This window comes from Paenibacillus sp. MT86 (genome assembly GCF_058792535.1).
In genome coordinates this window covers 5,738,701-5,764,411 of the sequence record NZ_CM179499.1, presented here as the reverse complement: position 1 = coordinate 5,764,411, position 25,711 = coordinate 5,738,701, and the positions used below count along the sequence as shown (strand labels likewise).

20 protein-coding genes are annotated in these 25,711 nt (G+C 53.0%); 19 read left to right on the top strand and 1 reads right to left on the bottom strand.

The window, feature by feature from the left end; genetic code table 11:
• The first annotated feature begins 10 nt into the window (after positions 1-10).
• From AC3RCL_RS26035 to AC3RCL_RS25995, 9 genes are all read left to right on the top strand, one after another.
• The gene (locus AC3RCL_RS26035; RefSeq protein ID WP_492532877.1) at positions 11-2,197 is read left to right on the top strand and encodes a hypothetical protein; all 2,187 of its coding nucleotides are present in this window, start codon (positions 11-13) and stop codon (positions 2,195-2,197) included.
• 83 nt (positions 2,198-2,280) lie between these two features.
• On the top strand, positions 2,281-3,204 hold the full coding sequence (locus AC3RCL_RS26030) for a TadE/TadG family type IV pilus assembly protein (RefSeq protein ID WP_492536475.1): 924 nt from the start codon (positions 2,281-2,283) through the stop codon (positions 3,202-3,204).
• A gap of 148 nt (positions 3,205-3,352) precedes the next feature.
• Positions 3,353-3,865: an A24 family peptidase gene (locus AC3RCL_RS26025; protein WP_096776492.1), complete on the top strand. Its 513-nt coding sequence runs from the start codon at positions 3,353-3,355 to the stop codon at positions 3,863-3,865.
• 12 nt (positions 3,866-3,877) lie between these two features.
• Positions 3,878-5,737, top strand: a complete 1,860-nt coding sequence (locus AC3RCL_RS26020) for a DUF6382 domain-containing protein (protein WP_492532874.1) — start codon at positions 3,878-3,880, stop codon at positions 5,735-5,737.
• 272 nt (positions 5,738-6,009) lie between these two features.
• Complete coding sequence (locus AC3RCL_RS26015) at positions 6,010-6,195, top strand: type I addiction module toxin, Fst family (protein WP_492532872.1); 186 nt, start codon at positions 6,010-6,012, stop codon at positions 6,193-6,195.
• A gap of 71 nt (positions 6,196-6,266) precedes the next feature.
• Positions 6,267-6,671, top strand: coding sequence for a hypothetical protein (locus AC3RCL_RS26010; protein WP_277746832.1), 405 nt, complete (start codon positions 6,267-6,269; stop codon positions 6,669-6,671).
• A gap of 44 nt (positions 6,672-6,715) precedes the next feature.
• Positions 6,716-7,456 carry a tRNA(His) guanylyltransferase Thg1 family protein gene (locus AC3RCL_RS26005; RefSeq protein WP_192570706.1) on the top strand — a complete coding sequence of 247 codons (741 nt, stop codon included), beginning with the start codon at positions 6,716-6,718 and terminating at the stop codon, positions 7,454-7,456.
• The gene (locus tag AC3RCL_RS26000; RefSeq protein ID WP_492532870.1) at positions 7,456-7,893 is read left to right on the top strand and encodes an AAA family ATPase; all 438 of its coding nucleotides are present in this window, start codon (positions 7,456-7,458) and stop codon (positions 7,891-7,893) included. Before AC3RCL_RS26005 ends, AC3RCL_RS26000 begins: the two co-directional genes overlap by 1 nt.
• Positions 7,894-8,144: 251 nt before the next feature.
• Entirely contained in the window at positions 8,145-9,155 is a 1,011-nt protein-coding gene (locus AC3RCL_RS25995) for a copper amine oxidase N-terminal domain-containing protein (protein WP_492532868.1), read from the top strand.
• 87 nt (positions 9,156-9,242) lie between these two features.
• Here the strand turns inward: AC3RCL_RS25995 and AC3RCL_RS25990 are convergent, their stop codons facing one another.
• The gene (locus tag AC3RCL_RS25990; protein ID WP_009594427.1) at positions 9,243-9,716 is read right to left on the bottom strand and encodes a DUF2621 domain-containing protein; all 474 of its coding nucleotides are present in this window, start codon (positions 9,714-9,716) and stop codon (positions 9,243-9,245) included.
• A 125-nt stretch (positions 9,717-9,841) separates the two neighbouring features.
• On the opposite strand from AC3RCL_RS25990, the gene AC3RCL_RS25985 reads away from it, so the two are divergent.
• The 10 genes from AC3RCL_RS25985 to AC3RCL_RS25940 all read left to right on the top strand — a co-directional run bounded on the left by AC3RCL_RS25985 (position 9,842) and on the right by AC3RCL_RS25940 (position 25,554).
• A complete protein-coding gene (locus AC3RCL_RS25985; RefSeq protein WP_492532865.1) occupies positions 9,842-10,963 on the top strand; it encodes a deoxyribonuclease IV in 1,122 nt (373 codons plus the stop codon).
• 132 nt (positions 10,964-11,095) lie between these two features.
• Positions 11,096-11,995, top strand: coding sequence for a formyltetrahydrofolate deformylase (gene purU / locus AC3RCL_RS25980; RefSeq protein WP_492532863.1), 900 nt, complete (start codon positions 11,096-11,098; stop codon positions 11,993-11,995).
• Between the two features lie 326 nt (positions 11,996-12,321).
• The gene (locus tag AC3RCL_RS25975; RefSeq protein WP_096776482.1) at positions 12,322-14,682 is read left to right on the top strand and encodes a DUF8725 domain-containing protein; all 2,361 of its coding nucleotides are present in this window, start codon (positions 12,322-12,324) and stop codon (positions 14,680-14,682) included.
• Positions 14,679-15,608: an ABC transporter ATP-binding protein gene (locus tag AC3RCL_RS25970; RefSeq protein WP_015737216.1), complete on the top strand. Its 930-nt coding sequence runs from the start codon at positions 14,679-14,681 to the stop codon at positions 15,606-15,608. The genes AC3RCL_RS25975 and AC3RCL_RS25970 overlap by 4 nt, the downstream gene beginning before the upstream one ends.
• Entirely contained in the window at positions 15,605-16,552 is a 948-nt protein-coding gene (locus tag AC3RCL_RS25965; protein WP_492532861.1) for an ABC transporter permease, read from the top strand. The genes AC3RCL_RS25970 and AC3RCL_RS25965 overlap by 4 nt, the downstream gene beginning before the upstream one ends.
• A gap of 34 nt (positions 16,553-16,586) precedes the next feature.
• A complete protein-coding gene (locus AC3RCL_RS25960) occupies positions 16,587-18,272 on the top strand; it encodes a DUF8809 domain-containing protein (RefSeq protein WP_492532859.1) in 1,686 nt (561 codons plus the stop codon).
• Between the two features lie 71 nt (positions 18,273-18,343).
• The gene (locus AC3RCL_RS25955; RefSeq protein WP_090909010.1) at positions 18,344-19,333 is read left to right on the top strand and encodes an AAA family ATPase; all 990 of its coding nucleotides are present in this window, start codon (positions 18,344-18,346) and stop codon (positions 19,331-19,333) included.
• Positions 19,330-20,277: a DUF58 domain-containing protein gene (locus tag AC3RCL_RS25950; RefSeq protein WP_492532856.1), complete on the top strand. Its 948-nt coding sequence runs from the start codon at positions 19,330-19,332 to the stop codon at positions 20,275-20,277. Before AC3RCL_RS25955 ends, AC3RCL_RS25950 begins: the two co-directional genes overlap by 4 nt.
• A 260-nt stretch (positions 20,278-20,537) precedes the next feature.
• A complete protein-coding gene (locus AC3RCL_RS25945) occupies positions 20,538-22,544 on the top strand; it encodes a vWA domain-containing protein (protein WP_492532854.1) in 2,007 nt (668 codons plus the stop codon).
• Positions 22,528-25,554 (top strand): VWA domain-containing protein, encoded by a 3,027-nt coding sequence (locus tag AC3RCL_RS25940; RefSeq protein WP_492532852.1) that lies wholly within the window; start codon positions 22,528-22,530, stop codon positions 25,552-25,554. Before AC3RCL_RS25945 ends, AC3RCL_RS25940 begins: the two co-directional genes overlap by 17 nt.
• Positions 25,555-25,711: the final 157 nt, after the last annotated feature.

Below are 25,711 nucleotides of genomic sequence, written 5' to 3'. Positions count from 1 at the left end.
AAGGAGAGAGGTGGGCCGATCGTCCGATGGATCTGTATCTGTTTTTTTGATTATCGCCCTGGCAGCCGTATTTATGTTTGTAGCCATATTCATTGATTTCTCGCGTATCGCGGCCATGAAGGTGCAAAGCGAGAGGCTGACAAGAGCAGCCGTACGCTCCGTGATGTCATCCTACGATCCGCAGCTGCAGAAGGAATACGGACTGTATGCCCATGGGGGCACCAGCGGGGATCTCATTATGGGCAACGTGCTGAATGACAGCTTGAACCCGGGAGACCGCAGCGATGCGTTCCGGTTAATGGCGATGGAACTCGATAGCTCGGGGCTTGAATTGCAGCGTCCATTGGGCACTTATGAGATCTTCAACCGGCAGATCATCGAGGACATGAAGTATAAAGCGCCGATCGATTTCACTTTGGAATTAGTGGGCAAGTTCAAGCCTTTATCGCAGTCCATGAAGGAAGCTTCCAATACGGTCGATGTGCTTAAGAAGCTGCGCAGGCTGTATGACAAGCGGGAAGCTGCGCTGGATGAGATGCTGGCAAAGCAGCGCAAGGCAGGAGAGCATGCGATCCGGCTATCGAAGCTGGTCATGGATCCGCCTGGACAACCGATCAACGATACTTCGCTCGGGGGCAGCATCCAAACCGCCGCCGACGGGGCATCGCAGTATGAGGATTATAAAGATAAACAACAGGAGGACGCGGACAGGCCCCCCAAAGAGAAACAGTATACGCTTCTGCTCATGGCTTACCGGAGCGGAATGTCTTCCATCGGCTCGCAGATATCGAGAGAGGCCGGACGGTTTCAGCGCGAGAATGACAAGCTCCTAGCGGACGCGCAGCAATTATGGGAGGAAGCCAGGAGTTTGAACGAGGAGATGAAGCAGGTCATCAAGGAATCCGAGAACCGTTCATCTAATGCGGGGTATGACCAAGTGACGAATGACATAACGCCGGGGTCAGCCGATTCCTCCGGGTCGGAAGCGGAGATGATCCAATCCATTCGGAAGCAAGCGGACAAATTAATTCATGGCGATGACTTCTTAAACGGCTTTCGGCAAGAAATTGACAACCAGGAGCGTCGTTATCAACAGGTTGTCCGAGCTGTGGCCGCGCTACAGTCTTCATTGGGCGGGGAAGGGATGAAGGGAGCCGTGATCGGAGCTAGCCGCGAATTGCAGAATTACATTTCTAATTATGGGGTAGCAGGCAGCGGAAATATCATGGATCGGCAGCAGGCGGCTTTGGAGCAGTTTCGCACATCGGATAAGGAACGGAAGGCGATGGAGAAGCTGGCCAATCAGAAGCTGAAGCAGGCATCCAAAGCCATCGAGGCGATCAACGGGCTGAATGGGCAGAATCAAGCCATTATGGATGAGTTTCGTGAACTCCAGCAGTACTATGACGAAAGCCTTCAATTTAATGCGGAAGCGGACAGCATGAGTAAGGGAAAGCCGCTGGACGACGATCCGTATGATGCCGGCAAACAAGCAATGGATAATATGGACGGTATGTTTGGATTTATGGGGAACGTGCTTGGCGGTGTTAGGGATGAATTGTTTCAGAATGAGTACGCCGTTCATTATTATCAGCATTTCGATGTCGGGAACTTATCCGGAATCGTTGACGGGTCCAGCACGGGAGAGGAGATAGTGCAGGAGTTCGCTATCGGGAATCAGGAAGTGGAATATATTCTGTACGGATTCCACAACCCCGCCGGGAATATTTCGGCGGCTTATGCAGAAATCTTCGCTTCCAGGCTCGCGATTCGGACGATGGAAGGATTCGTCGTCAACAGCAAATTAGGAAATCCGTTGGCGGTTTTGGCGGCAGCCATCCTGTATGGGATCGAGAAGGCTATCGAGGATATGATCCAGCTGTGTCAGAAGGGAAGCGTTCAGCTTTCCAAGTATGTACCCGTTGAGCTTACCTACAGGGATCATTTACGAATATTTTTGTTTATTCACAGCAATAACGAGAAGAAGTTATCACGCATGCTGGCGCTGATACGATTAAACACCGGCATCAATCCTGCGGAGCGATTTACTTACGCTTCAGGGGAAGTTAGGACGGCCATGCGTTTATGGTTTCTTCCGGGAGTGACGAAGTCGATCGGCGTTGCATTCGGAAGCGACGGGGATGAAGTTCAAGGAAGTCGGTACTTGGTCAAGCGCAAGGCGGATTTTTCCTATTAGGATTAGGGGTTACTTGAATGAAATGTTTATCGGTATTACGAAAGCCTTTGCGTAAGAGCAAAGCGTCGGCGGAGCAAGGAAGCATGGTCGTGGAAGCTGCGCTTGTGCTGCCGATGTTTATGTTTTTTGTCATTTTTCTCATATATATTGTGCAGATGACGTTGATATCGACGGCGCTCCAAAGCACCGTTTCCGATACCGTCAAAACCGTAGCGGCCCATATGTATCCTGTTTCTCTAGCCGTGCAGGCGAATGCAGGGGGTAACGGAACAAGCGAAGGCACGCCCAGCACGTCCCATTGGGAAATACCCAAATTGTCGCTGTCCGATTGGGTATCGAATTATAGCGACTCGCTTCCTTCTCCTGCTAAGGAGTGGATCACGGAAGCCGTCGCTTCAGGTGAGGAGCCTCTGCAGCAGCTTAAGAACCAAACCGTGGAAGCCGTACTCGACCCCGTGGTTAAGCCGATGATGAAGCCGTTCATGCCTGACCGCCTTCTGGATTATGACCGAATCCATGTGTCGAATGTTCACATACCCAATTTGAAGAGCGGCACGAGTCCTTATTTTGGCATTGAGGTGAATTATGCCCTTCCAATCCGGGTTCCTTTCTTGAACAAACGCATCGTGCTGCAAGCGAAGGCCAAGGAGAGGCTGTGGATTGGAGACACCGGAGAAGGCGGGGGCGATTCGGGGAACGGGGACGGCTCAGAGAACGGAGCCATTGAGCTGTTGGAGAAGCCGAATCCGGCCGTCGCAAGCAAGCAGGCTAAAGTAAAGGTGAAAGTAGAGCCAGGGGCCAGCGCTCAATTATCAGTCTATTACAAGAGCGGTCAGAGCACGGCTAAATATTTGGGTTGGAAGACCGCGGATGATAACGGCTATATCGAATGGGAATGGAACGTGGGGTTTAATACAACGCCGGGGACTTGGCTGTTCGTGGTTGAGACGGCCGACGGGCAGCGGATCGAGGTGCCGTTTACGGTGGTAGCGCGGTCGGGCTCATGAGAGGTTCAAGAGCAAGGTTATGAAATATAGGGTTCTAAAGTAATATCCAATAAAAGTCTTTCCAATAAAAGCAATTCGTTGTGCGTCAATAGTTAAAGTTCTATTCAGACTATTCCTTTGAATAGTCGCGCAGGGGAGGTTGATGGGTGTGGCCGTTGCCTTTGGTATTTGTGCCGTTTATCTGATTGCGGCCTTTATTACAGACCTTCGTTCCATGAAGATACCGAATGCCCTAACCGTATCGGCTATGCTGTCCGGTCCGATCTTTCATGGCGCTCTGGACGGATGGGAAGGCCTGCTCTTTTCTTTGAAGGGTCTTGGAGCAGGGTTTCTCATCTTGTTGATCATGTATTTTATAGGGGCTGTAGGAGCGGGCGACGTTAAGCTGTTCGGTGGGATCGGCGCCTGGACCGGCTTGTGGTTTACCTTGCAGGGCATTATGTATTCTGTCCTTTTTGCCGGTGCCATCGGTTTGCTCATTCTGCTCTGGCGGCGGGAGACGATGAAGAGAGTTCGCCATGTCGTTGGCAGCATCGCCGGAGTTTTTGTCATGAAGAGCTGGTTGCCGTGGCGCAACAGCCAGGAGGAGCACTTGCGATTTCCCTTTATGATGGCTGTCCTTCCTGGCATGATCAGCACGTATCTAGTACTGCACATGTAGGAGGCGGCGCTTATGTTCGGATTAAAGGCGGATTTTATGCAGAACGGCGGAACGATCATGGTGCTGGACCGGAATGAAGGGATCCAGTCAGCAGAACTGAATCATGTGCAGCTGGGCATGATCCGTTCTTCGAGAATCCCGCACTTTTTGAAGCTGCATATGAAAGAAGTCGATTACAAAGTAACCTTGGAATATGATATCACCGGCAAAAAGATGCTGTCTCAGGCATTGAAGAGCGAGCGCATGACGTTGACCGAGTACTATGGGCTGCTGCTGCAGATCGCTACCGCATTGGAGGACAGCAGGCTGTATATGCTTCAACCCGAGAATTACATACTTCATGAGGATTTTCTGTTTGTTGAAGGCTCCCTGCATCTTGGCACATTATATTTAACCTATGTTCCCCTTGCCGTTAATGAGACAAGCAGTAACCGTCTCCCTGTAACGCTTAAGGAACTTATGACAAGGCTTCTCTTATCGGTCTCGGAGCTGAAAGGAGGAGGGATACAAGCATTGATGACCTTCTGCAGTGAACAGAGCTTCAGTTTGCCGGGACTTAAGCGGCTTGTCATTGAACTGCTTGCAGGAGAAGATGGTGAAAGCGATCAAGCAGGAACGCAAGCGAAGATGGCAGTGCCTGCACATGTGAATGAAAGATTGCCCTATACCGATAATCCCTCAAACAGCAGCGTCTCCAGGCCTGCCTTCTCATTTGCAGAGCCGGCTCACAGCCGGAGTGCGGCATTGCAGACGGAGAATGACGGCAACACGGATAAACAGAGTTTAATTCGAAGCCTGACGGAACGTACCAACGAGATGTTTGGGAAAAGCGGCCGAAACGAAGAAGGTAATTCTCACGCCGGTCGCACCCCATCAGGTCTTCCTGCGTGGTCATCTGGCACAGACGATTCAAGTCTTGATGAAGCGGAGCATGGCAGGTCTTCGCCGGTTCGGACTTATATTTTGCTAGGATGTTTGCTCGCCGCAGCGGGAGCTTGGAGAATGTTGTACATGAATCAACCGGGTCCGCTGATGTTGGGGCTATCGGTAGGGATTACGATTCTGCTTGCCGTGATCGCTTGGCTCGGCTACACGGGCAAACTCCGGCTGCTCTCACGGAGAGCGGAGGATTGGTCCGGTTCATTGCCCGTGTTTGAATCCACAGAGCTGAGTCCGCAAGAGCATGCCAAGTGGAAGTCCGTCCCGCGTTTTGAGGCAGATCCCTTATCAGGTCTTCTTACGGGAAGACAGGCAGCGGACTCAGGGAAAGCGGCAGAAGCAGAGCTTGGTGAGGGGAATGAGCATTGGAGATGGCAGGTTCCTAAATCTCCATTTAACCTTGAGCGGGATCAGCCTTCAGCGGGCTCTTCCGTACAGTCTTTGCGGGACCAGGCTCTTTCACGTTCGCCTAACGCAGGGGCAGGAGATTCTTATAGGGAAGAAGGGGATTATTATGCCCAGCTGTCCCAACGGACGGAGGTGCTTTCGTCCTCTGGTGGTGGGGGAGCTACCGTGCTGTTAAGTCCAGAGACCGCCGTTCGTCCGCCCGGACACCATTCGGCCAGGGACTATCTGGAGCTTACCGAACCGAATGCAGCCGTCCCGAAGCGAATCGAATTGCATCAGCCCCATTTCATCATCGGCCGCTCTCCCGACGTCGCCCAATTCGTAGCTGAAGGTGTGGGGACTTCACGGGCACATGTCGAGCTCTCTCGCGAAAGCGGTGGATACGTCCTGAAGGATCTGGGTTCCAGAAACGGAACGATGTTGAAGGGAGAATCCATGGTGCCTTATAAAGAATACCCTTTGACGGAAGGGGATGCCTTTATTATTGCCGGATGGACGTTTACCCTGCGCAGGGAGGTATATTAATACGGGATTATTATAGTAGAAGTAAGATTTGCGAAGCCATTATTCTATGAAGTTTAGAGGGAATTCGGATTATTGCAGAAAACCAAAGGTGTACCCTAATTTTTAGAGGGGCCTTTGGTTTTTTATTTTTACTAGATCTATAAAAAACATCTGGTATGATGATTATGGTAAAATGTACCGATTAACTATACATGACTAGCTTTGTATATGTTAACGATTAAATGAAAAACATCTTGTGTTTTTTGATTCATGTGTATAAGGAGGACTTTGAGGTGTCTGAAGATCTAAATAGAGAAATATTGAGAGAGCTAAAAGAAATCAATAATAAACTAGACATCTTGAACTCGTCAAAAGGAATATCAGGGACTCTGAAAGTTATTGCCCTGATATTCGGGTTTTTAGTGATAGGACCTTTGCTTGTAGGGATAATGGTGTATCTATTTAATTTAACTGGCTAGGATCTCCTCTATATTCAGGGCGTAGGGATTTCAGCGAGATAATAATACTTTAATGAGAGGACAAGAGGATTTTGCATAGGAAAATTAAAAGCAACTTTTTTTACCTGGCTGCAGGAATATATCTAGGTATTGCAATAGTAGCATTTATTCCATGGATTCAGATTGACGCAAAAATTACAGCATATACAAGTATCATCGCATTATTTATAACAATCTATGACTCTTCTAAGGTTGGCCTAAAAATAGCTGCTACAGAAGGGGATTCACGCAAGCAAAGAACCCAGTATGTTTTTATGTTAGTTATGAAAGCATTCATGATAATTTCGCCATTTGCCCTCTTGTACTGGATTAATTATGAGGACGATGAAGCAGTCATAACGAGAATAAGCAATTACGTGACTTTTGCTGCGATTGGGGTTGTATTTTTTACTAGAGGCATGGAATTAAAAAATCAAGTGAACGATAACTCAAATTAAATCCAGTATTGCAATTCTTTTATTAATCATTAAAAGGAGCAAACATGAAAAAGGACGACTTTGGAAACCGAATGAAGGGTTACGAAAACATTTTTAGACAAACGCTTCCTCAGAGACTTCCAGTGATTATTCGTATAGATGGTTCACATTTCCATACATTTACTCGTGGAATGATAAAACCGTTTGATGAGGTATTAATTCAGGCTTTTTGGGAGACGTGTAAATACTTAGCGCAAAATATTATGGGTTGTAAGTTGATCTACCATCAAAGTGATGAAATATCTATTCTGCTGACCAATTATGATAAGTTAACAACGCAGTCCTGGTTTGAAAATAATCTACAAAAAATGGTTTCAGTGTCTGCTTCAATGGCTACTGCAAAGTTCAATGAGGTTATACAAAAAGCCTTTCCCGACAAGCCGCTCGCCACATTTGATAGCAGAGCTTGGGTACTGCCTCATGATGAGGTAGCGAACTATTTTCTTTGGAGACAGCAGGACGCAACCAAAAACAGCATTTCGATGGTTGCTCAGGCAAGCTTTCCACATAAGGAGTTACAGGGATTAGATGGAAAGAAACTTCAGGACAAGTTATTTCTCGAAAAAGGTGTAAATTGGAATGATCTGCCTATTTGGCAAAAACGCGGAGCGTGCATTACAAAGCAGTACTATAAAAAAGGAGAGGCGCTTCGGAGCAAGTGGGATGTTGATTTTAATACACCGATTTTTAGTCAGAATAGAGAGTACATAAATCAGTACGTTTATTTATCAAAGGATGAAAAATAATGGAGTGTGTCATTTTCATTGGGATTCAAGCTTCTGGAAAATCAACATTTTATAAAGAAAAGTTTTTCAAAACTCATATGAGAATAAACCTTGATATGTTGCGGACAAGGCATCGTGAGAATGTTTTTCTTGAAGCATCAATCAGTACTAGTCTGCCGTTTGTAATTGATAATACGAATCCAACAATGGATGAACGAAAAAAATATATCGAATTAGGTAAAAAACATAGGTATAAGATCGTGGGTTATTACTTTGAACCGAATTATGATTTATCTTATGCACGTAACGAACAGAGACAAGGAAAAGATAAGATTCCTGAGGTTGGAATCAAAAGTACACTTAAGATGTTGCAAACTCCTTACCATGATGAGGGTTTTGATGAATTGTATTTGGTGCGGTCACTTAATGAAGGATTTGAAGAAATGAAAATGAAATGAGTCTTTCAACTTTTTGAATATATCCCCGATAGATAAAGGTTTATTACATAGGATTTAATTTCTGGAGATGAAGGAGAATGATCAATGTGATAAAAAAAGCCTTATTATGGTCACCCTTGTTTGTGGTGTTATGGTTACTGCTTCCGAGCCCATCCCATGCCGCCACTTCATTTGTAAAAGCAAACGTGGAATATGGGCCATTCAAATCGCCCTTCTCTTTGAAAGACCCGATAATGATGAAGGAGGGGAGAGTGTTGTTTCCTCTGCGGGAGGTCGGCGATATATTGGGTTTGAAGGTACATTGGAATCAAGGACAGCAAAGGGCGAGTCTGTATGGCGTAAAGCTTGAAATGACCCTGCAGCCAGGATCCGATGCTGCTTACGTGAACAATGAAAAGAAAAAACTCCAGACTTCTGCGGAAATCATCAACGGAAAGCTGTACATTCCTCTTCGGTTTGTTGCCGAGACCGCGAGTGAGGAAGTGAGGTGGAAATCCGATACGAAGACGTTGTCTGTTGGCAGCAGTTACGCTATGGGGACAGATAAGGGCATTACATTTTGGCTTAACCGGAAGAATGGTGAATTCTATCAAGCCATCGGAAACAGGACGCCGTCGCTCATTGGAAAATTGGACATCCTGGTAGAGGAGCTGAGACATCTCCAAGTGGAAAGACTGTCCGACAACAGTTCGTACGTGCGACTATATGAAGCAGTAGGGATGTCCGCATTAGGTAAGAGATCCGGCCAGGTTTTTGTGAAGGACGGACATATCATAAAGGAATCGCACTTTGGATTCATGGGATATTATCCGGATACCAACACGTATAGCCTGTACGATCTGCAAGGAAAAGTATTGTTCACGGATGGCAAGCATGCAGAGTTTCTGAATCATGAAGGAGAAGTGGTGGCTTCATTCGATCTAAGGGAGCTTACTGGAAAAAAAGACGAGGTCTATATGATCGAATACGTTACGGATTCGTACATGATCTTGCGGGAATATGGTACGCAGCATCTGATACTCTATCATCGAATGCGTGAAATCACCGCCTATGTTCATGAGATGCTATCGCTACCTCTATCAGAGAAAAAATTCCTCGAGGAAGTTGCCTTGGACAGAAATAATGAACCGGACCGTGAGCTTATCATTCGCTTCAATAAACAAGAGGAGAATACGCTTTTGTTCCTATATAAGAGCAAAACAACAGGCCAAGTTGATTTGTATTCCTTCAATTTAGCAGACTTAAAAAACGAATCCCCCTAATCCTCTATAAGAGGACTTGGGGGAAATGACCAAACGGCTTGGCCGTTCATTTATGACGAGTACCGTCATTCCGTATTAGGGTGTTCATTACTTATTGATCAAATGCTGATAAGGCTTGTAGTCGATTTCCTTCTTCTGGAGGAAGTTCATCAGGAATTTGTAATCCCGCTTCGGCGTAGCCACGATGTAACCTTTGATGCAGTGATCCCGGGTGACTTCGGTTGCGCCGGATTCGACGGCGATTTTGCCGATTTCGGCTGCAATGGAGTGTTTGGCGATATCCCGGAACGGTCCTGGAACAGGCTGCACCAGCTCGTCCAGAAATGCTTTGGATTCATCCGTCCAGAGCGGGCGGCTTCGCTCTACCCAGTAATTTTGCCAATCGAGCTTCGATTTGCCGTCGGCCTTGGGAAGCACTTTCAGAAACTTGCGGAACATGAAAAATCCGCCGATGCCCATCAGCCCGAGCATGACCCATCCCCAGAAGGCAATGGAGTTCATGAACCATGACGGCGGCGCACTGGACGACAAATAGCCCATGACGGCCCCTGTGCTCTTCATCTGTATATCACCTCAATGATTATTGTCACATGACACTTTCATGAGAATTATAACGCATTTCTAGATTTATTTCGATATACAAGCTAAAATAGGTGTAATTGTGTGTTAAAAAAGGGGGATGCAGCATGTTGAAAATTGGTTCCCACGTGTCGTTTTCGGACAAGGGATTGCTGACTGCGACGGCTGAAGCCACGTCTTACGGCTCAAGCTCGTTCATGATATATACCGGCGCGCCGCAAAATACGCGCCGCAAGCCGATCGACTCCATGTTTATCGAAGAAGGCAAAGCCGCCATGAAGGAAAGCGGGATTGAAGAAATCGTGGTCCACGCGCCGTACATTATCAACCTCGGATCGTACAAGCCGAATACGTTTGAGCTGGCGGTGAGCTTTCTGCAGGAGGAGATTCGCCGCACGCATGCGGTCGGCGTGAAGAACATCGTTCTCCATCCCGGCGCATATACCGACAAGGATGCGGAATACGGCATCGACCGAATTGCGGAAGGTCTTAATGAAGTGCTAGGCGGTACGGATGAGACCGAAGTGAAGATTGCGCTTGAGACGATGGCCGGCAAAGGTACTGAAATGGGACGCAGCTTTGAAGAAATTGCTTCCATTATTGATAAGGTGAAGTACAACGACCGATTAGCCATTTGCCTGGACACCTGCCATATTCATGACGCGGGATATGACATCGTGAATGATCTGGACGGCGTGCTGGAGCAGTTCGACAAGCTGATCGGGCTCGACCGTTTAACGGTCGTCCACGTGAACGACAGCAAGAACCCGCGCGGAGCGGGCAAAGACCGTCATACGCCGATTGGAACCGGATGGATCGGGTATGAAGCCATTCAGAGAGTGGTTCATCACGAGAAGCTCCAGGGCAGACCGTTCATTCTCGAAACGCCGTGGATCGGTAAAGATCCAAAAACCCAGCGTCCGATGTACGAGATCGAGATTGCGCTTCTGCGCGGGGATGTAGAAGGCCGTTTCGGTCCAGCCTTCACGCAGCAAGTGGAAGAGCTGGGTGCTTTCTTTGCCAAGGAAGGCATCGAGTCCCGTTCATTTGTACTGGATATCTGGACGCTGCTGAAGAATGATGCCAAAGCCAAAAAGGCCGATCCGCGCGAACCGATGGAGCGCCTGTACGATATGGTCATGGCGGCCGGCCTGCTGTCCGACCTGTCGGAGGAGCAGATCAATCAGCGCCTGATCGCTTGGTTGTCTGGTGTTTCCCTGACATCCTAAGCTTCATTAGAAATGGCACATTAGTAAGAAACTGAGGCATTCTCAAGAAAACGTCCGCATGCTGCGGATTGTTTTTCTTGAGAGGTGCCGTTCATGTTCATTGCAGATTTAAAAGGAGGATCACCGAGTCTCATGGAAATTCACATCAAGAAGGATCTGCCGTCTGCGGCAGGTCAGTACCCTAATCGTGCCCGCATGCTGATCTCCTGTCCGGATGGACCGGGAATCGTGGCAGCAGTATCCCAGTTCCTGTATCAGCATGGCGCGAATATCGTTCAGTCTGACCAATATACGATGGACCCGGTCGGCGGCATGTTTTTTATGCGGGTTGAGTTCGATCTGGAGGACTTGAACACGAAGCTTCCCCAGCTGGAGGAATCCTTCCGGGAAGTAGCCGATCAATTCCGCATGGAGTGGAATATCTACCATGCCGCCCGCAAGAAACGCCTGGCGATTTTTGTTTCGAAAGAGGATCACTGCCTTGTAGAGTTGTTGTGGCAATGGCAGGCTGGCGACCTGGATGCGGATATCGCATTGGTGGTCAGCAACCATCTGGATATGAAGGAATACGTGGAATCCTTCGGTATCCCGTATCACCACATTCCGGTTACGGCGGATACGAAGCCTCAAGCGGAGCAGCGTCAGTTGGACGTGATCGGCGATGATATCGACGTGATCATCCTTGCGCGTTACATGCAGATTATTTCGCCAACCTTTATCGATCATTACCGGAACCGGATTATCAATATCCACCATTCCTTCCTCCCGGCCTTCGTCGGCGGCAAGCCTTATGCGCAAGCATATAACCGCGGCGTCAAGATTATCGGGGCAACCGCCCACTACGTAACGGAAGAGCTGGATGGCGGACCGATTATCGAGCAGGACGTGCAGCGCGTAAGCCACCGTGACGACGTCAATGAGCTGAAGCGCATCGGACGTACCATTGAACGCGTGGTACTGGCAAGAGCCGTCAAATGGCATGTCGAGGATCGGATTCTGGTCCATAACAATAAAACGGTTGTATTCAGCTAGTCCCGGACATTCCGACGATTCATCATAGAGAGTATAATGGAGCAGCCTGACACTTTAACGCTGCAATGGATTACCCCTTGATCCCGCTCCTCTTCTTGGAGCGGGATTTTATTTTATATTTGACTTAAGCAATAACACGAATTTCTTGCCAAAAGCTGAAAAAATGGTTCCTTGGAGCTTTTTATGGAAGTAAACGTCAAACTTTTTATAAATTCGACTCGTCAATATAGTTGAGCTTGTGAAGAGAGTCTTTACATACATCTTCTAAAACCTATGCATCGTTTGTCTTTGAACAGCAATTTATATTTGGAGAGGGGAATCATCAGTTGTCGTTTTATACAAAGAAAACGTGGATGCTGCTGCCGATGGTGGCGCTGCTGATTGTGGCAACGTTATCTCTGTCGATTCCGGCAGGAAACGTCTACGCCGACGGAGCGAAGATTGGCATTCAATCCGAAATGGGCTACCAAGGCAAAATCAAACATGAGAAATGGAACCCGCTCAAACTCACCCTAACGAGCGACCGGGATATATCCGGCGATGTGGTCGTGCAGATTCAGAACTACAACGGCTTCGGGTATCAGACTTCTTATGTTCAGCAGGTGGACCTGCCGAAGGATACGCCGAAGGAAGTCGTGATCGGCATTCCGGGAGCCGTACTGAATAAAGACAATAACCAAATCCTTTTCTATGAAGGTTCTTATACGAAGGGGAAGCAGGTACCGTTTGCCACAGGCAAAAATTACGTGCAGGCTTCTCCGTATCAAGGCGCGCTCATGGCCGTCTTGTCCGATGATCCGGACACGATGAATTTCATGAACGTCCTGAACGGCAAAGGCAGCAGCGTGAACGTGTTCCCGCTTAAAGACGCTAACGTTCCTACGGATGCGATGCTGCTGAACGGGCTGGACGTCATCGTAATGAACAATTATGCATCCGATACGCTGTCTGAGCCTCAACAAAAGGCGATTACGGATTGGGTCAATGGCGGCGGCACCCTGGTTCTGGCCGGGGGCGCGGGGTATGCCAAAACGGCGGCGCCGTTTGCCGACATATCGCCGGTCGCTGCGAATGGCACCGCGACCGTGAACTCGCTGGATGAACTGGAGAAGCTTGGCGGGAAACCGCTGAAACTGGATGGGCCATTTACCATTTCTACGGCGAAAGCCGTGGAAGGCGCCCAAATCGGGATTGCCGCGGACGGACAACCTTTGTTTGCCTCGAAGGCTTACGGCCAGGGGAGCGTTCAATATGCCGCTTACGATCTGGCGATGGAGCCGGTGAGCTCTTGGGCAGGCCATCCGGACGCGTGGGCATCGGTACTGCGAAATAACCTGCCGATGATGAATTCGCAGAATGGCATGTATTACAATTCGCTCATGGACAATTTGAATTATGTTCTGGAGTATTTCCCGTCGCTGAAGATGCCTTCCTTCACGCTGCTGCTGTGGATGCTCATTATTTATGCGGTCGTCGTCGCACCGCTGCTCTACTATATATTGAAGAAGGCGGACAAGCGGGAATGGGCGTGGTTCTTGATTCCGATCATTGCCGTCATCGCGAGCGCTTCCGTCTATGCGGTCGGCTCGTCGGACAAGACGCGCGAGCTCGCGCATACCATCAATCTGATTGAACTAAATGGCCAGGGAGATGCGGTGAAATCGACCGCTTCCGCATTCTTCACGCCTCGAAGCGGGAACTATGCCTTGGAATTTGGGGAGAATACGTATTTGAAAACGGGGCAGTCCCGGAACTCGTTTGGAGGAACCGCCGAGAACAAAAGTTTTGTCCGGGTAGGGCAGGAGTCCACGACGCTGGAGCTTCGGGACATGTCCCAATGGTCGTTGGCCAAGGTATGGGTGGACCATCAGGGTACGGAGGAGATGGGACGTCTTGCCATGGATTTAAAGCTGGATGCCAAAGGGGGATTAAACGGCAAGATCACCAATGACACCATTAACGATTTAACCGAGGTGGTGCTGGTTGTCGGAGGCAGTGCCTATAAGCTGGGAGATATCAAGAAGGGCGAGGCGGCTGCCATTCCTCAGGATCCGAAACAAATCATCAAATTTACGGGCGGTGACTTGTCCGGGATGCTGTACCCATACTCGCAGAATGATCCGAAACAGCGGGAGCGCGACATTTTGTCCAACTACGGATACTCGAAGGGAATGGTCAACAAGGATGCTTACATTCTGGGATGGAGCAAAGACCATTTGACGAATTATACGCTGAAAGGCGCCGAGGTGGACAGTGATCAGCTCAATTTCTGGATACAGCCGGTGGAAATGGATTGGGGACTGAACGGGGAAATCAACATTCCTTACGGCTTCCTGTCTCCGGAGATATCGCAGGTGAATTCGCCGATGTTCGGGGTTTATCCGCACGGGGTTGAAATGGGACAAGGCAATCTGATCGCCGAATTCCCGCTCATATCCGAAGGCCAAGTGAAGTATTCCGAATTGTCCATCAAAGGCACCAAATTCAACAACAACGTCACGATGGAGATCTGGAACTCGAAGAAGAGCGAATGGGAGCCTGTTACAGACGCGAACAATGTGCATACCATTAACCAGAATCCGGAGCAGTATATCGTGGGGAATCGCATCCGATTCATGATCACCGCCAAGGATCAGACCAACTTTATGATGCCGGAGCTGTCTGTGAAAGGGGAGGCCACTCAATGATCGAGATTAGAAATCTGAGCAAAAGATACGGAGCGTTCCATGCGCTGAAAGATATCAGTCTTCATATCGAAAAAGGGACGGTATTCGGATTTGTCGGTCCGAACGGAGCAGGCAAATCCACGACGATGTCCATATTGGCTACCCTGATGCTTCCTACCTCGGGCGTTGCCAAAGTCGGCGGCTATGACGTGACCCAGCATCCCAAGGAGGTCCGCAAGCGGATCGGTTATATGCCCGATTTCTTCGGCGTGTACGATCAGCTGAAGTCTACAGAATATCTGCATTTCTACGGGGCAAGTTACGGCATCCCGCGCGCCGAGCGGGAGCAGCTTATTCCGCAGCTGCTGGAGCTTGTCAACCTGAGCGACAAGGCGGATACGTACGTTGACAGTCTCTCGCGGGGGATGAAGCAGCGTTTATGCCTGGCCCGGTGCCTGGTGCATGATCCGGAGGTATTGATCCTGGATGAGCCGGCCTCGGGGCTGGATCCGCGGGCGCGGATCGAGATGCGCGAAATATTGAAGGAACTGAAGCTCATGGGCAAGACCATCATCATTTCATCGCATATTTTGCCTGAGCTGGCCGAGATGGTGGATGAGATTGGGGTAATTGAGCACGGCGAGATGGTTGCCCAAGGCAAGGTGGCCGATATTCAGAGCCGTCTTCGCGTGAAAAAAGTCATTCATATCCGCACGCTGGAGCGTGAAGAGGAGCTGGCCGAGAAACTGCGTGACGAACCGTTCGTCACGTCGGTATTAACGGATAACACCGGCGTCCATGTTCATTACGGCGGGGATGACGCGCAGCAAAGCGCCCTGCTTCGGCAGGTGGTTTCCTGGGAAATTCCGATTGTCTCGTTTCAGGAAGCGCAGAGCAATCTGGAGGATGTATTCCTCGAAATTACCAAAGGAGGGCCCCGCGAATGAATTGGAGCAGAAAGCTGATCAATCCGGTCATCGACAAGGAATTCCGGCTGCGGATGCGTTCTACGCGTTCCATGCTGTCGGTGTTGTTTTATGTATTGGCGCTAGGCGCCATAGCCATGGGCTTCATTTATCTCTTCTTATATTTGGGACAGCAGGGGCCTCAGCGATTCGATCCGCAGATGAGCCAGATGATGTTCTATGTCCTGAGTTTTGCCCAGCTTGTCCTGATCGCGTTCATGGCCCCCGCGCTTACGGCGGGCGTCATCAGCAGCGAGCGGGAGAAGCAAACGCTGAGCATGCTGCTGACGACGCAGCAGAGCTCGGCTACGATCGTGCTGAGCAAACTGGTATCGGCACTCAGCTTCATGACGCTGATCGTGCTGGCTACGCTGCCGATCTACAGCATTGTGTTCCTGTACGGCGGGATTTCGCCGAAGCAGCTCGTTTCCGTGTTTGCCTTTTATTTATTCGTGATGCTGCTGCTCGGTTCGCTCGGCGTGATGTTCTCCACGTTATTCAAAAGAACCATCGTTGCAATAATCGTCACTTACGGGGCCGGACTGATCATATTCCTTGTTACCGGCCTGCTGTACCTGTTCTTCATGGGAATCGAACAGCGGAATATGTATCAAAGCGGGCAGCCGATCGTACCGGGCAGCTATTCTTGGGTCGGTTATGTGCTGGGCCTGAACCCGGCCGGGGCGATGATGAGTTTGTTCAACCCGTCTTTTTCGGAGGACGCGTTCTTGCTGCGCGGAGGAAGCCTGAACAGCAAAGCCCCGATCGAATTGTGGCTGGAATTTTTCATCGTCTATTCGGTGGTGATCGTTCTTGCCCTGTGGGTTGCCGTACGGAATATCCGTCCTGTCGCAAGGCGCAAACGCAAGGATAAGAACGAAACCCAGCTGCCGAAGGAGGCGGAAACGGCGGGGAACGAAGCGTAACATCATGCAAGGAGTACGGTAAGGAGGGAGAGCAATGGACAACATCATGCGTTTTATCGAAGCCGCAAGACGGCGGCTGCAGCGGTTCCGCGTCATCACGTATGCATTATACGGGCTTATGGCAGGATTGGCCGTGCTGCTGCTGCTCCTGGTCCTTGGGAGATTCGTGCCTATAGCCTGGCTTCCAGTCGCATCCGTGGCCGTTCCCGTGGGGGCGGGGTTCATAGGCTTGTTATGGGGATGGCTGCACCGGGTGCCGATCGAAGAAGCGGCTTCAGCGATGGACCATGTTCCGGACGGAGCGGAGCGAAGCGATATGATGGTGACGGCGCTGTCGTTCAAGGAGGAAGAATCGTTGGCCGCCAAGTGGCAGCGCGAGCAGGCGGAGCGTTACGGTGCGCGTTTTGCGGAACGGTTGCCGGAGCGCCTGCCTTCCCCTAACCGAAAAAAACAGCTTCTAATCTGCGGTGCCTCGCTTGCTGCCGTACTCATCCTGGTGTTCGTTCCGAACCCGATGGATAAGAAGGTGGAAGCTGCCAAAGAGGCGCAGAGCTGGATGAAGGAGCAGGCAGCCAAAACCGAACAGCTGGCGGAGGAGCTCCAGAAGGAAACGCTGGATCATGCCGATCGAAAAAAGCTCCAGGAAAAGCTGGATGCCCTGAAAAAAGCGCTGGAGCAGGAGAAGCATCCTGAGCAAGCGCTGGAGAAGCTGGAAGAAGCCATGAAAGAGCTGGAGAAACTGGCGAAACAGCAGGAGGAAAAAGCGAAGGCGCTGTCGGAGCTGGCTAAGCAAATGCAGCAGGAGAAGGCGCTGTCCCAGGTGGGGAAAAAGCTTGCCGAGGGCATGGCCGATGAGCTGAAGCAGGAAATGAAGAAACTCACCGAGCAGGTGAAGAAGATGTCCCAGGAAGAGAAGAACGAGCTGTCCGATGCTTTGAAAAAGCTGGCTGAGGAAGCTGCCAAGCAGATGGAAGACGGGAAGCTGGAGCAGGAACTCAAAAAAGCGGCCGATGCGCTGAAGGAGGGCAAGCTGCCGAAGGAGCTGGAAGAAGCGCTCCAGCAGCTGGCCGAGGAGCTGGCGAAAGCAGCGCAAGCCAAAGCCGCGTCGGACAGCCAGTCGCAGTCCGCGTCCTCGCTGGCGTCCTCCCTTGCTTCGCAAGGATTGAGCTTGGCCGATCAGATGGCGGCTGCAGGGATGTCGGTATCCGATGCCTGGAGTAACGGCGGCAGTGCCGAGGCCTTGGCTCAGGCCGGCTCCGGTGCAGGCTCGGGCGAACAAGGAGAGGGCTCGGAGGGAGCCCCAGGTGAAGGCGGCTCCGGTACAGGCCAAGGTCAAGGCTCCGGCACAGGCAGCGGTTCCGGATCGGGAAGCGGCTCGGGCTCAGGAGCAGGCTCCGGCTCGGGCGGCAGCGGCGGATCGGGAAGCGGCACAGGCAGCGGAGCCGGTCTTGGCTCAGGCGGCCGTGAGCTCGTGACCATCCCTAGGGACTATAAGGGCAGCGGCAATGTGCAGAACGATTCCGGCGAGATCAAGGGCAGCGGCGGAGATATACAGAAGGGCGGCGTATCGCCGACGGTTCCGGGCATGTCCAGGCCTTATGAGGAAGTGTACCGCGATTATGAGACCGAAGCGCGCAAAACGTTAGACCGCAATCAGCTGCCGGACCAGATGCAAGGGTTGGTTGAGGAATATTTCATACAGATCAATCCGAACCCGTAAGGGATCGAAGAGCCGAGCGCCGAAGCTAGAATGAGAACTTGAACTTTACCAAGAAGATGGAGGTTTCGTCCATGTCGGATATTGCAGTGAGACCACAGGAATGGATGGAGAAAATATCAGGCCTGCGCGAACATATCGGCAAGGTGATTGTCGGACAGCAGGATGTTGTGGAGCAGATGCTTTGGTGTATCTTTGCGGGGGGCCATGCCCTCCTGGAAGGGATTCCGGGTCTCGGCAAAACGATGCTCGTCCGCACCGTGTCGGAGGCGTTGGACCTGTCCTTTTCCCGCATACAGTTTACGCCGGATTTGATGCCGAGCGATATAACGGGCACCAATATCCTGTCGTTCGGGCAGCATGGGGACACCGGGATGACCTTTCAAAAGGGTCCGCTGTTCAGCAGCATCGTGCTGGCCGATGAGATTAACCGCGCCACGCCCAAAACCCAGAGCGCCTTGCTCGAGGCGATGCAGGAGAAGACCGTCACCGTGGGGGGCGTAACCCATCAGCTGCCAAAACCTTTTTTCGTTCTGGCCACGCAAAATCCCTTGGAGAACGAGGGGACGTATCCATTGCCGGAGGCCCAGCTTGACCGCTTTCTGCTGAAGATCGAAGTATCGTATCCCAGCGCGGACGAATTGAAGGAAATCGTAAAGCGGACGACGTCCTCACACGAATTCCAGGTGGAACGGCAAATGACCGGGGACGAGCTGCTGGAAATCCAGCGCGGGGCGAAGGAAGTGTTGGTTGCCGAAGAGATTCTGGATTATGCGGTTCGTCTGCTGATGATGACGCATCCGGAGGAGGCGGCCGCACCGGAGGCTGTACGTAAATACGTCCAGTTCGGTTCCGGACCGCGCGGCATTCAGTCCATCATTTCGGTAAGCAAAGTCCGGGCCTTGTGCAGCGGGCGGATGCATGTATCCACGGGCGATATTCGCGCCGTGGCTTTATCAGCGCTGCGACACCGCTTGTTCCTGAATTTCGAGGGGCAGGCGCTCGGCATTACCACGGACCATGTCATTCGGGAGGTTCTGCAAGCGCTGGAGGCATCCGCGTGAGCGGGGGTGCGCACCTGCTTCCTCCGGAATGGCTTCCCCGTCTGGAGCGCTTGAGCCTGGATGCCAAACGCCGGGTCGCCGGAACGCTGCAGGGAAAGAGGCGATCCCGCCGGCTCGGCTCGTCCCTCGAATTCGCCGATTACCGCGTGTATTCGCCCGGGGATGATGTCCGCAGGTTTGACTGGGGCGTCTATTCCCGTACGGGAAAAGCTTTCGTTCGTCAATTCATGGACGAGCAGGAGCTGACCGTGAGCCTATTCGTGGATTGCTCCGCATCGATGGGGGCCGTCATGTCACCGCCTACGGAACCAAGCACCGCCGATCCGGCGGGAACGAAGGGCAGCCCTAAATGGCTGCTAGCGCGTCAACTCGCCGCAAGCATCGGCTACATGGCGTTGTCGTCTTACGACAGGCTGCAGGTTGCCTGTTACAGCCGTTCGATTAACGCCCATCTTCCGATAATGAGAGGAAAGGGCTCGGCTCATCGCCTGTTTTCGTTCCTGCAAGGGGCAGAAACGGGAGGCGAGGGCAGCTTGGGCGCAGCGCTTGCGGTTCCTGGCGCACTACCCCGGCAGCCGGGAATGACCTGGGTGTTCTCCGATTTTTGGCTGGAGGGCGGCGAGGAGGAATTGTTCAGATCGCTTTCCCTGTTGTCCGGTACCGGACAGGAAGTGGTGCTGGTGCATGTATTGTCGCGGGAGGAGCTGGAGCCTAAATTATCCGGCGATCTGCGGCTGGTGGACAGCGAAACGATGAGCGGCAAGGAAGTGGCGCTGACGGGCAAAGTGCTGGATGCTTACAAAGAGGAGCTGGAGCGATACCGGACGATGCTGTCCCGCGTTTGCGCGGAACGGGGCATGTCTTACGTGCTCATTCCGGCGGATATGCCGCTCACGGACGCGATGTTCGGGGTGCTTGCGGGAGCTGGTCTGGTTACTGGATAGAGCGGGACCTCATATAGAGGTGCTGTCCATGCATCTGCAGCATTCCTCATGCTTTCGGAGGTTTGGCGACAGGAAACAGAGATGATACACAAGCGATTGCTTAACCGGCTTCACCAGGACCTGTCTGCGATCTCAAGAAACGAACAAGTTGAAATCTTGCTCGAAAAATAGGAAGAGATGGATAGGCCTTCATCCGATGCTCGGGGAAAGTACAGGCATGTCTCGTTAGTCAGGGTCCATGGGAGTAAGGAGGGGACACGTTGGGGATTCAATCTTGGCTGAGTCTATGGTTCGGTTTAACGCTGCCGGCCATCGTGCTCATGTATATGTTCAAGCGGAAATATGTGGATACAACCGTTCCCAGCCACTTGCTGTGGGAGCGGGTGCTCCGGAACCTGGAGGCCAACAGGCCGTGGCAGAAGCTGCAGAATCGGCTTCTGCTGTGGCTCCAGCTGCTTGCTGCGGCATTGATGGTCTTCGCACTGATGCAGCCCTTTATGCAGGTGTCCGGCGGAGGCAGCGCCCATGTGGTCATCGTTGCCGATACCTCGGGCAGCATGAGCGCGCAGATGCAGCCGTCCGCTGAAGGCGGAGCCGCAACCAGGCTGGAATGGATGCAGCAACGAATTAAGGAATATGTGAAGGACCGGGGGCGACGGAGCGAGATCACCCTGCTGTCCGTAGGAGCAAGTCCCATGACGCTTGTATCCCATGAAAGCGACCGCGCCGCCATCGATAAGGCCGTGGATGGTTTACATCCCTATTACGGACAGGCGTCCTACAGGGAAACCTTATCGCTCGCTTCGGCGCTGACGCGGGAAGAGCATGATGCAGAGGTCGTTATTTTTACGGACAGCTACTGGAAGCCGGACACTTCCCCCATAGCGTTTCAGGTTCCGGTTTCCGTTGAGAAGGTGCAGGGCGAGCTCCCGCATAACGTGTCCATTGATCAATTCGGCATTTCACCTAGAGATAATGCGGATTCATCTTATGCGGCAGTCGCCGTCCTCAGCACGAATGCCGAGGCATCTGTATCGGCCGAAGTGAATCTTTACGGAGATGAAGAGCTGCTGACCAGCAGAATGCTTGTATTGGAGCCGGGGAAGAGATTAACCGAATCCTTTACAAATCTGCCTTTTGCTGAAGTGTACCGACTTGAGTTATCTCAGGATGACGGGTATACGGCAGACAATCATTCCTTTGCGTTCGGTTTGGGGCACGGATCTTCGCGCGTCCTGCTGCTGACTTCAGGCAATCTGTTCTTGGAGAAGGCGCTTCAGCTGAGCGGTGCCGAAGTCACCCGGGTAGCTTTGGACGAGTCCAAAGCTAAGACCGCCGAGGACAACGGCAGTGCGGATAAGGAGGCGGGTAAGGGCAGCGCAGCTGCGGATGTGCCGCCCGCGCCCGAAGGCGAATTTGATCTGCTTGTCATCGACGGGAACGTGCCGGAAGGGTTCCGGCAAGGGAAGTGGGCGGATCTGATGGCCAAGACTCCGTTATGGACGATTGGCGGAGAAGGTGCCAAAGTCGGCAACCAAGGAGGACGCTCCGTACTTGCCAAGCATCCGGTGACTGCCTATGTCACCTTGTCCGGGGTCTATTTCGGTACGCTGGTGGATCAGGCCCCTGCTTGGGGGGAGCCCGTCATCAAGCTGGGGGATCAACCGATCGTCTATGCGGGGAGCGAAAACGGACGGCCTCGATTATCCTTCAATTTCCTGCTTCAGGATAGCGACCTTCCGTTATCGCCGGAATTTCCGGTCATGGTCAGCAATGCGCTGGAGTGGATGACCTCAAGCAAGGGAAGCGGGCTTGGCCGATATATGGCCGGCGCGCAAGCGGATATCCCGATTGCAGCGGATACGGTAGCGGCCAAATGGATCCCCAAGATCGGTCTTGCTCTGGCTGACGGCCTCCCTGCTGCGGATGTCCTGAGGAATGAGCAAGGGATATCGCCGGTACAGCTAGTGCCGGATTATCCGGGGCTGTACGCTTTTGAACAGCAGAATGAAGCGGGCGAGAAGCTTAATTATTGGCTTGCTGTAACTGCAGACCCGTACGAGGCGGATTGGAGCAGCGATCAAGGCCCGGCGGTAAGTCAAGCGGCAACGAACGCGGGTGAGTCTGAAGCGGGAGCTGATTCCGGCACATCCGGGAGTAACGAAACGACGAACCGTGCCGGCTCGTTAATGCCATGGCTGGCCGCTTTGGCACTGGCTGTGATCGCAGCGGAATGGGGGGTGTACCAGCGTGGGCGTTCAATTTAGCCAACCATGGCTGTTGCTGCTGCTGATTCCGGCAGGTTTATTTCTCTACTATGCCTACAAATCGGATTTCCGATTAAGCGGTTTTCGCAAAAAACTGGCGTTATTCTTTAGAACCTGCGTCATTCTGTTATTAATCCTTATGATTTCGGGTTTGCATGGCTTTACCGTTCTCAGGGATAAACAGGTCGTGTATCTGGCTGACCGTTCCGACAGCATGGGGGATTCGGCCCGGATTACGAGCTGGATCAACGATTCCCTTGCGGCAAAAGGCGAAAAGGATGGCACCGCCGTTGTTTCTACGGGTCTTGAAGGCGCCGTGGAACGGCGTCTATCCCCTGCGGAGCATGCGGGCGCTTCCTTGAACGCGCTCCTGGAACAGCGGTTTACCGGGCTGGAATCCGGTCTTCAGCTGGCCGGCAGCCTGTTCGAGGGCAGGAGCGATTCCCGAATCGTGTTGATCTCCGACGGGGAGGAGAATGTGGGCAGCATGGCGGCGGCGGGAAGGCTTCTGAAGGATCGGGGGATAGCCGTTGACGTGCTTCCGACTCCGAAGCAGGCCGTCCAGGATGCTGCCGTGGAGGAGCTGAAGGTTCCGGACAAGCTGTATCAGGCGGAGTCGTTCTATGTGGAGGTCATGGTTCGCAGCACGTTCAAGACCTCCGGCGAACTGCGCATTTACGAGGATAACCGCGAGATCGGCCGGGAACGCGTGGATGTAACACCAGGCGAGAACCGGTACGCCGTGAAGGGCCTGGCCAAGAACCCGGGACTCCACCGTTACCGTGCCGAAATCTTCATGGACGGGGATGAAGCCTCGGCCAATAATGCGGCATTCGATTTTACCCGGGTGGAAGGTCCGCCGAACGTGCTGATCGTGGAGGGAACTCCGGGCACGTCGGGCAATATCACGGCAGCGCTCGAGTCCGGCATGATCGGCACCGAAGTGATTCCGCCGGAGCTGCTCCCGCTGGAAGCGGCCAAGTATGCCGTGTACGACAGCATCATCTTTAATAACGTTTCCGGCAGCGACGTCGGCGGCAAACAGATGGAGCTGATCGAGCAGGCTGTCCGTAGCTTCGGCATCGGGTTCATGATGGCGGGCGGCGAGGACAGCTTCGGGATGGGCGGATATTTTAAAACCCCGATCGAAAAGGCGCTGCCGGTCTCGATGGAGCTGGAAGGCAAGCGGGAGATTCCATCGCTTGGCCTCATACTGGTCATCGACCGTTCGGGCAGCATGGACGGCAACAAGATCGAATTGGCCAAAGAATCGGCCATGCGCACGGTGGAGTTGATGAGAGCCAAGGACACGGTCGGCGTCGTCGCCTTTGACGATCAGCCGTGGTGGGTCGTACCGCCGCAGAAGCTCGGCGATAAGGAAGAGGTGCTCAGCAGCATCCAGTCGATTCCGAGTGCCGGAGGGACCAACATCTATCCTGCCGTTTCCTCGGCGCTGGAGGAAATGCTGAAGATTGACGCCCAGCGCAGGCATATCATTCTCATGACCGACGGTCAGTCCGCGATGAATTCCGGATATCAGGATCTGACCGATACGATGGTGGAGAACAAAATCACGATGTCTTCCGTGGCGGTCGGGATGGATGCGGACACCAACCTGCTTCAATCCTTGGCGGATGCGGCCAAGGGCCGTTATTATTTCGTTGAGGATGAAACCACGCTGCCGGCGGTATTCAGCCGGGAGGCCGTGATGCTGGCCAAATCCTATATCGTGGATAAACCCTTTGTCCCGGCCGTTCAGAACCCGGGCGATTGGGCGAGTTTGTTCCAGCAGGGCGTTCCGGGGCTGTATGGTTATGTCGCGGCAACGCCGAAGTCTTCCGCCCAGACGGTTCTGTCCAGTCCGGAGCCGGACCCGATCCTGTCGCGATGGCAGTACGGATCCGGCCGGACGGTGGCATGGACGAGCGATTTAAGCGGGAAGTGGTCCAAGGAGTGGGTGTCATGGTCCGGGTTCGCCGATACGTTGACCGAAATCGTGAAGTGGACGTTCCCGCAGTTTACGTCGTCGCCCTATGAAGTCACTACCGAGACGGCCGGCAACCAGGTAAAGCTGCAGGTCATCGCCAATGGGGAGAATCCGCCGGAGAAACTGAATGCGGTGATCGGGGATGACGAGGCCGGCGAGCAGACGGTGGAGCTCATTCAGGAGGCGCCCGGCCGTTATACCGGGCTCGTCAACGTCTCCAAGCCGGGAGCCTTCCTCATGTCCCTTGAGGACGCGAGCGGGGAAGAGCCGCTGCAAGCTGCGCCGGGCACCGGCTTCGTTGTGCCGTATTCGCCGGAATACCGGCTATCTTTCGGCAGCGGCGAGGAAGCGATGAAACGGCTGGCCGAAGCGACCGGGGGCCGCGTGTTATCCTGGGATGACCCGGCCGAAGTGTTCGACCGGGAGGCGACCTCGCGGATGCAGCTCCATGATTGGAGCTACCCGCTGCTGGTGGCGGCCCTGCTGCTGTGGGTCGCCGACATCGCCGTACGGCGCCTGGCTCTGCCATGGGGCGCCATCGGCGCTAGGCTGGTCGCCCTGCTCCGCAGGCGGCCGGTACCTGCCGGCGAGGCCGGGCGTGACGCCGGCCTCGAGCGGCTGGCGGCGCGCAAAGCCCGCGCCGCCCAGTTCTACGGCGGCAGCTCCGCGAAGCCGCCGCCGCAGGCCCCGCCCGCGCGCGAACGCAGCGGCGCGGGCCAGGGCGCCGGGGGCGGGAACCCCGCCCCGGCACCTAGCGCAGCTCCGGCAGGGGGCCGAAAGGCCCCGCCGGAGGCGCGCGATTCGCAGCGGGTGAATGCCCCGCTGCGGGAAGAGCGGCCGGCGCAGGCGAAGCCGGCCGCAAGCCAGGGCGCGCGCAAGGGAAGCGCGCCCACGCCACCCCCGCCCCCGCCGCCGAAGGCGCAGGGGGACGGCAGCGGCCGGCCCGGGGAGACCGGGCCGGCTCCGGAAGGAGGCTCCTCCATGGATCGCCTCCTCAAAGCCAAAAAACGCGGCACGCGCTGATGTGCCGCCTCACGCTTCGGCCTAAGCTGTATAATGTGCAGCTTCGGCCGAAGCTTTTTTAATTGTCGAATGAAGTAACTTTTTCCATGCCGCCGATGTCCGTAAAATCGTTTAACGGATGTCGAATCCGGTTATAACCGGACTATTAAGGGAAATA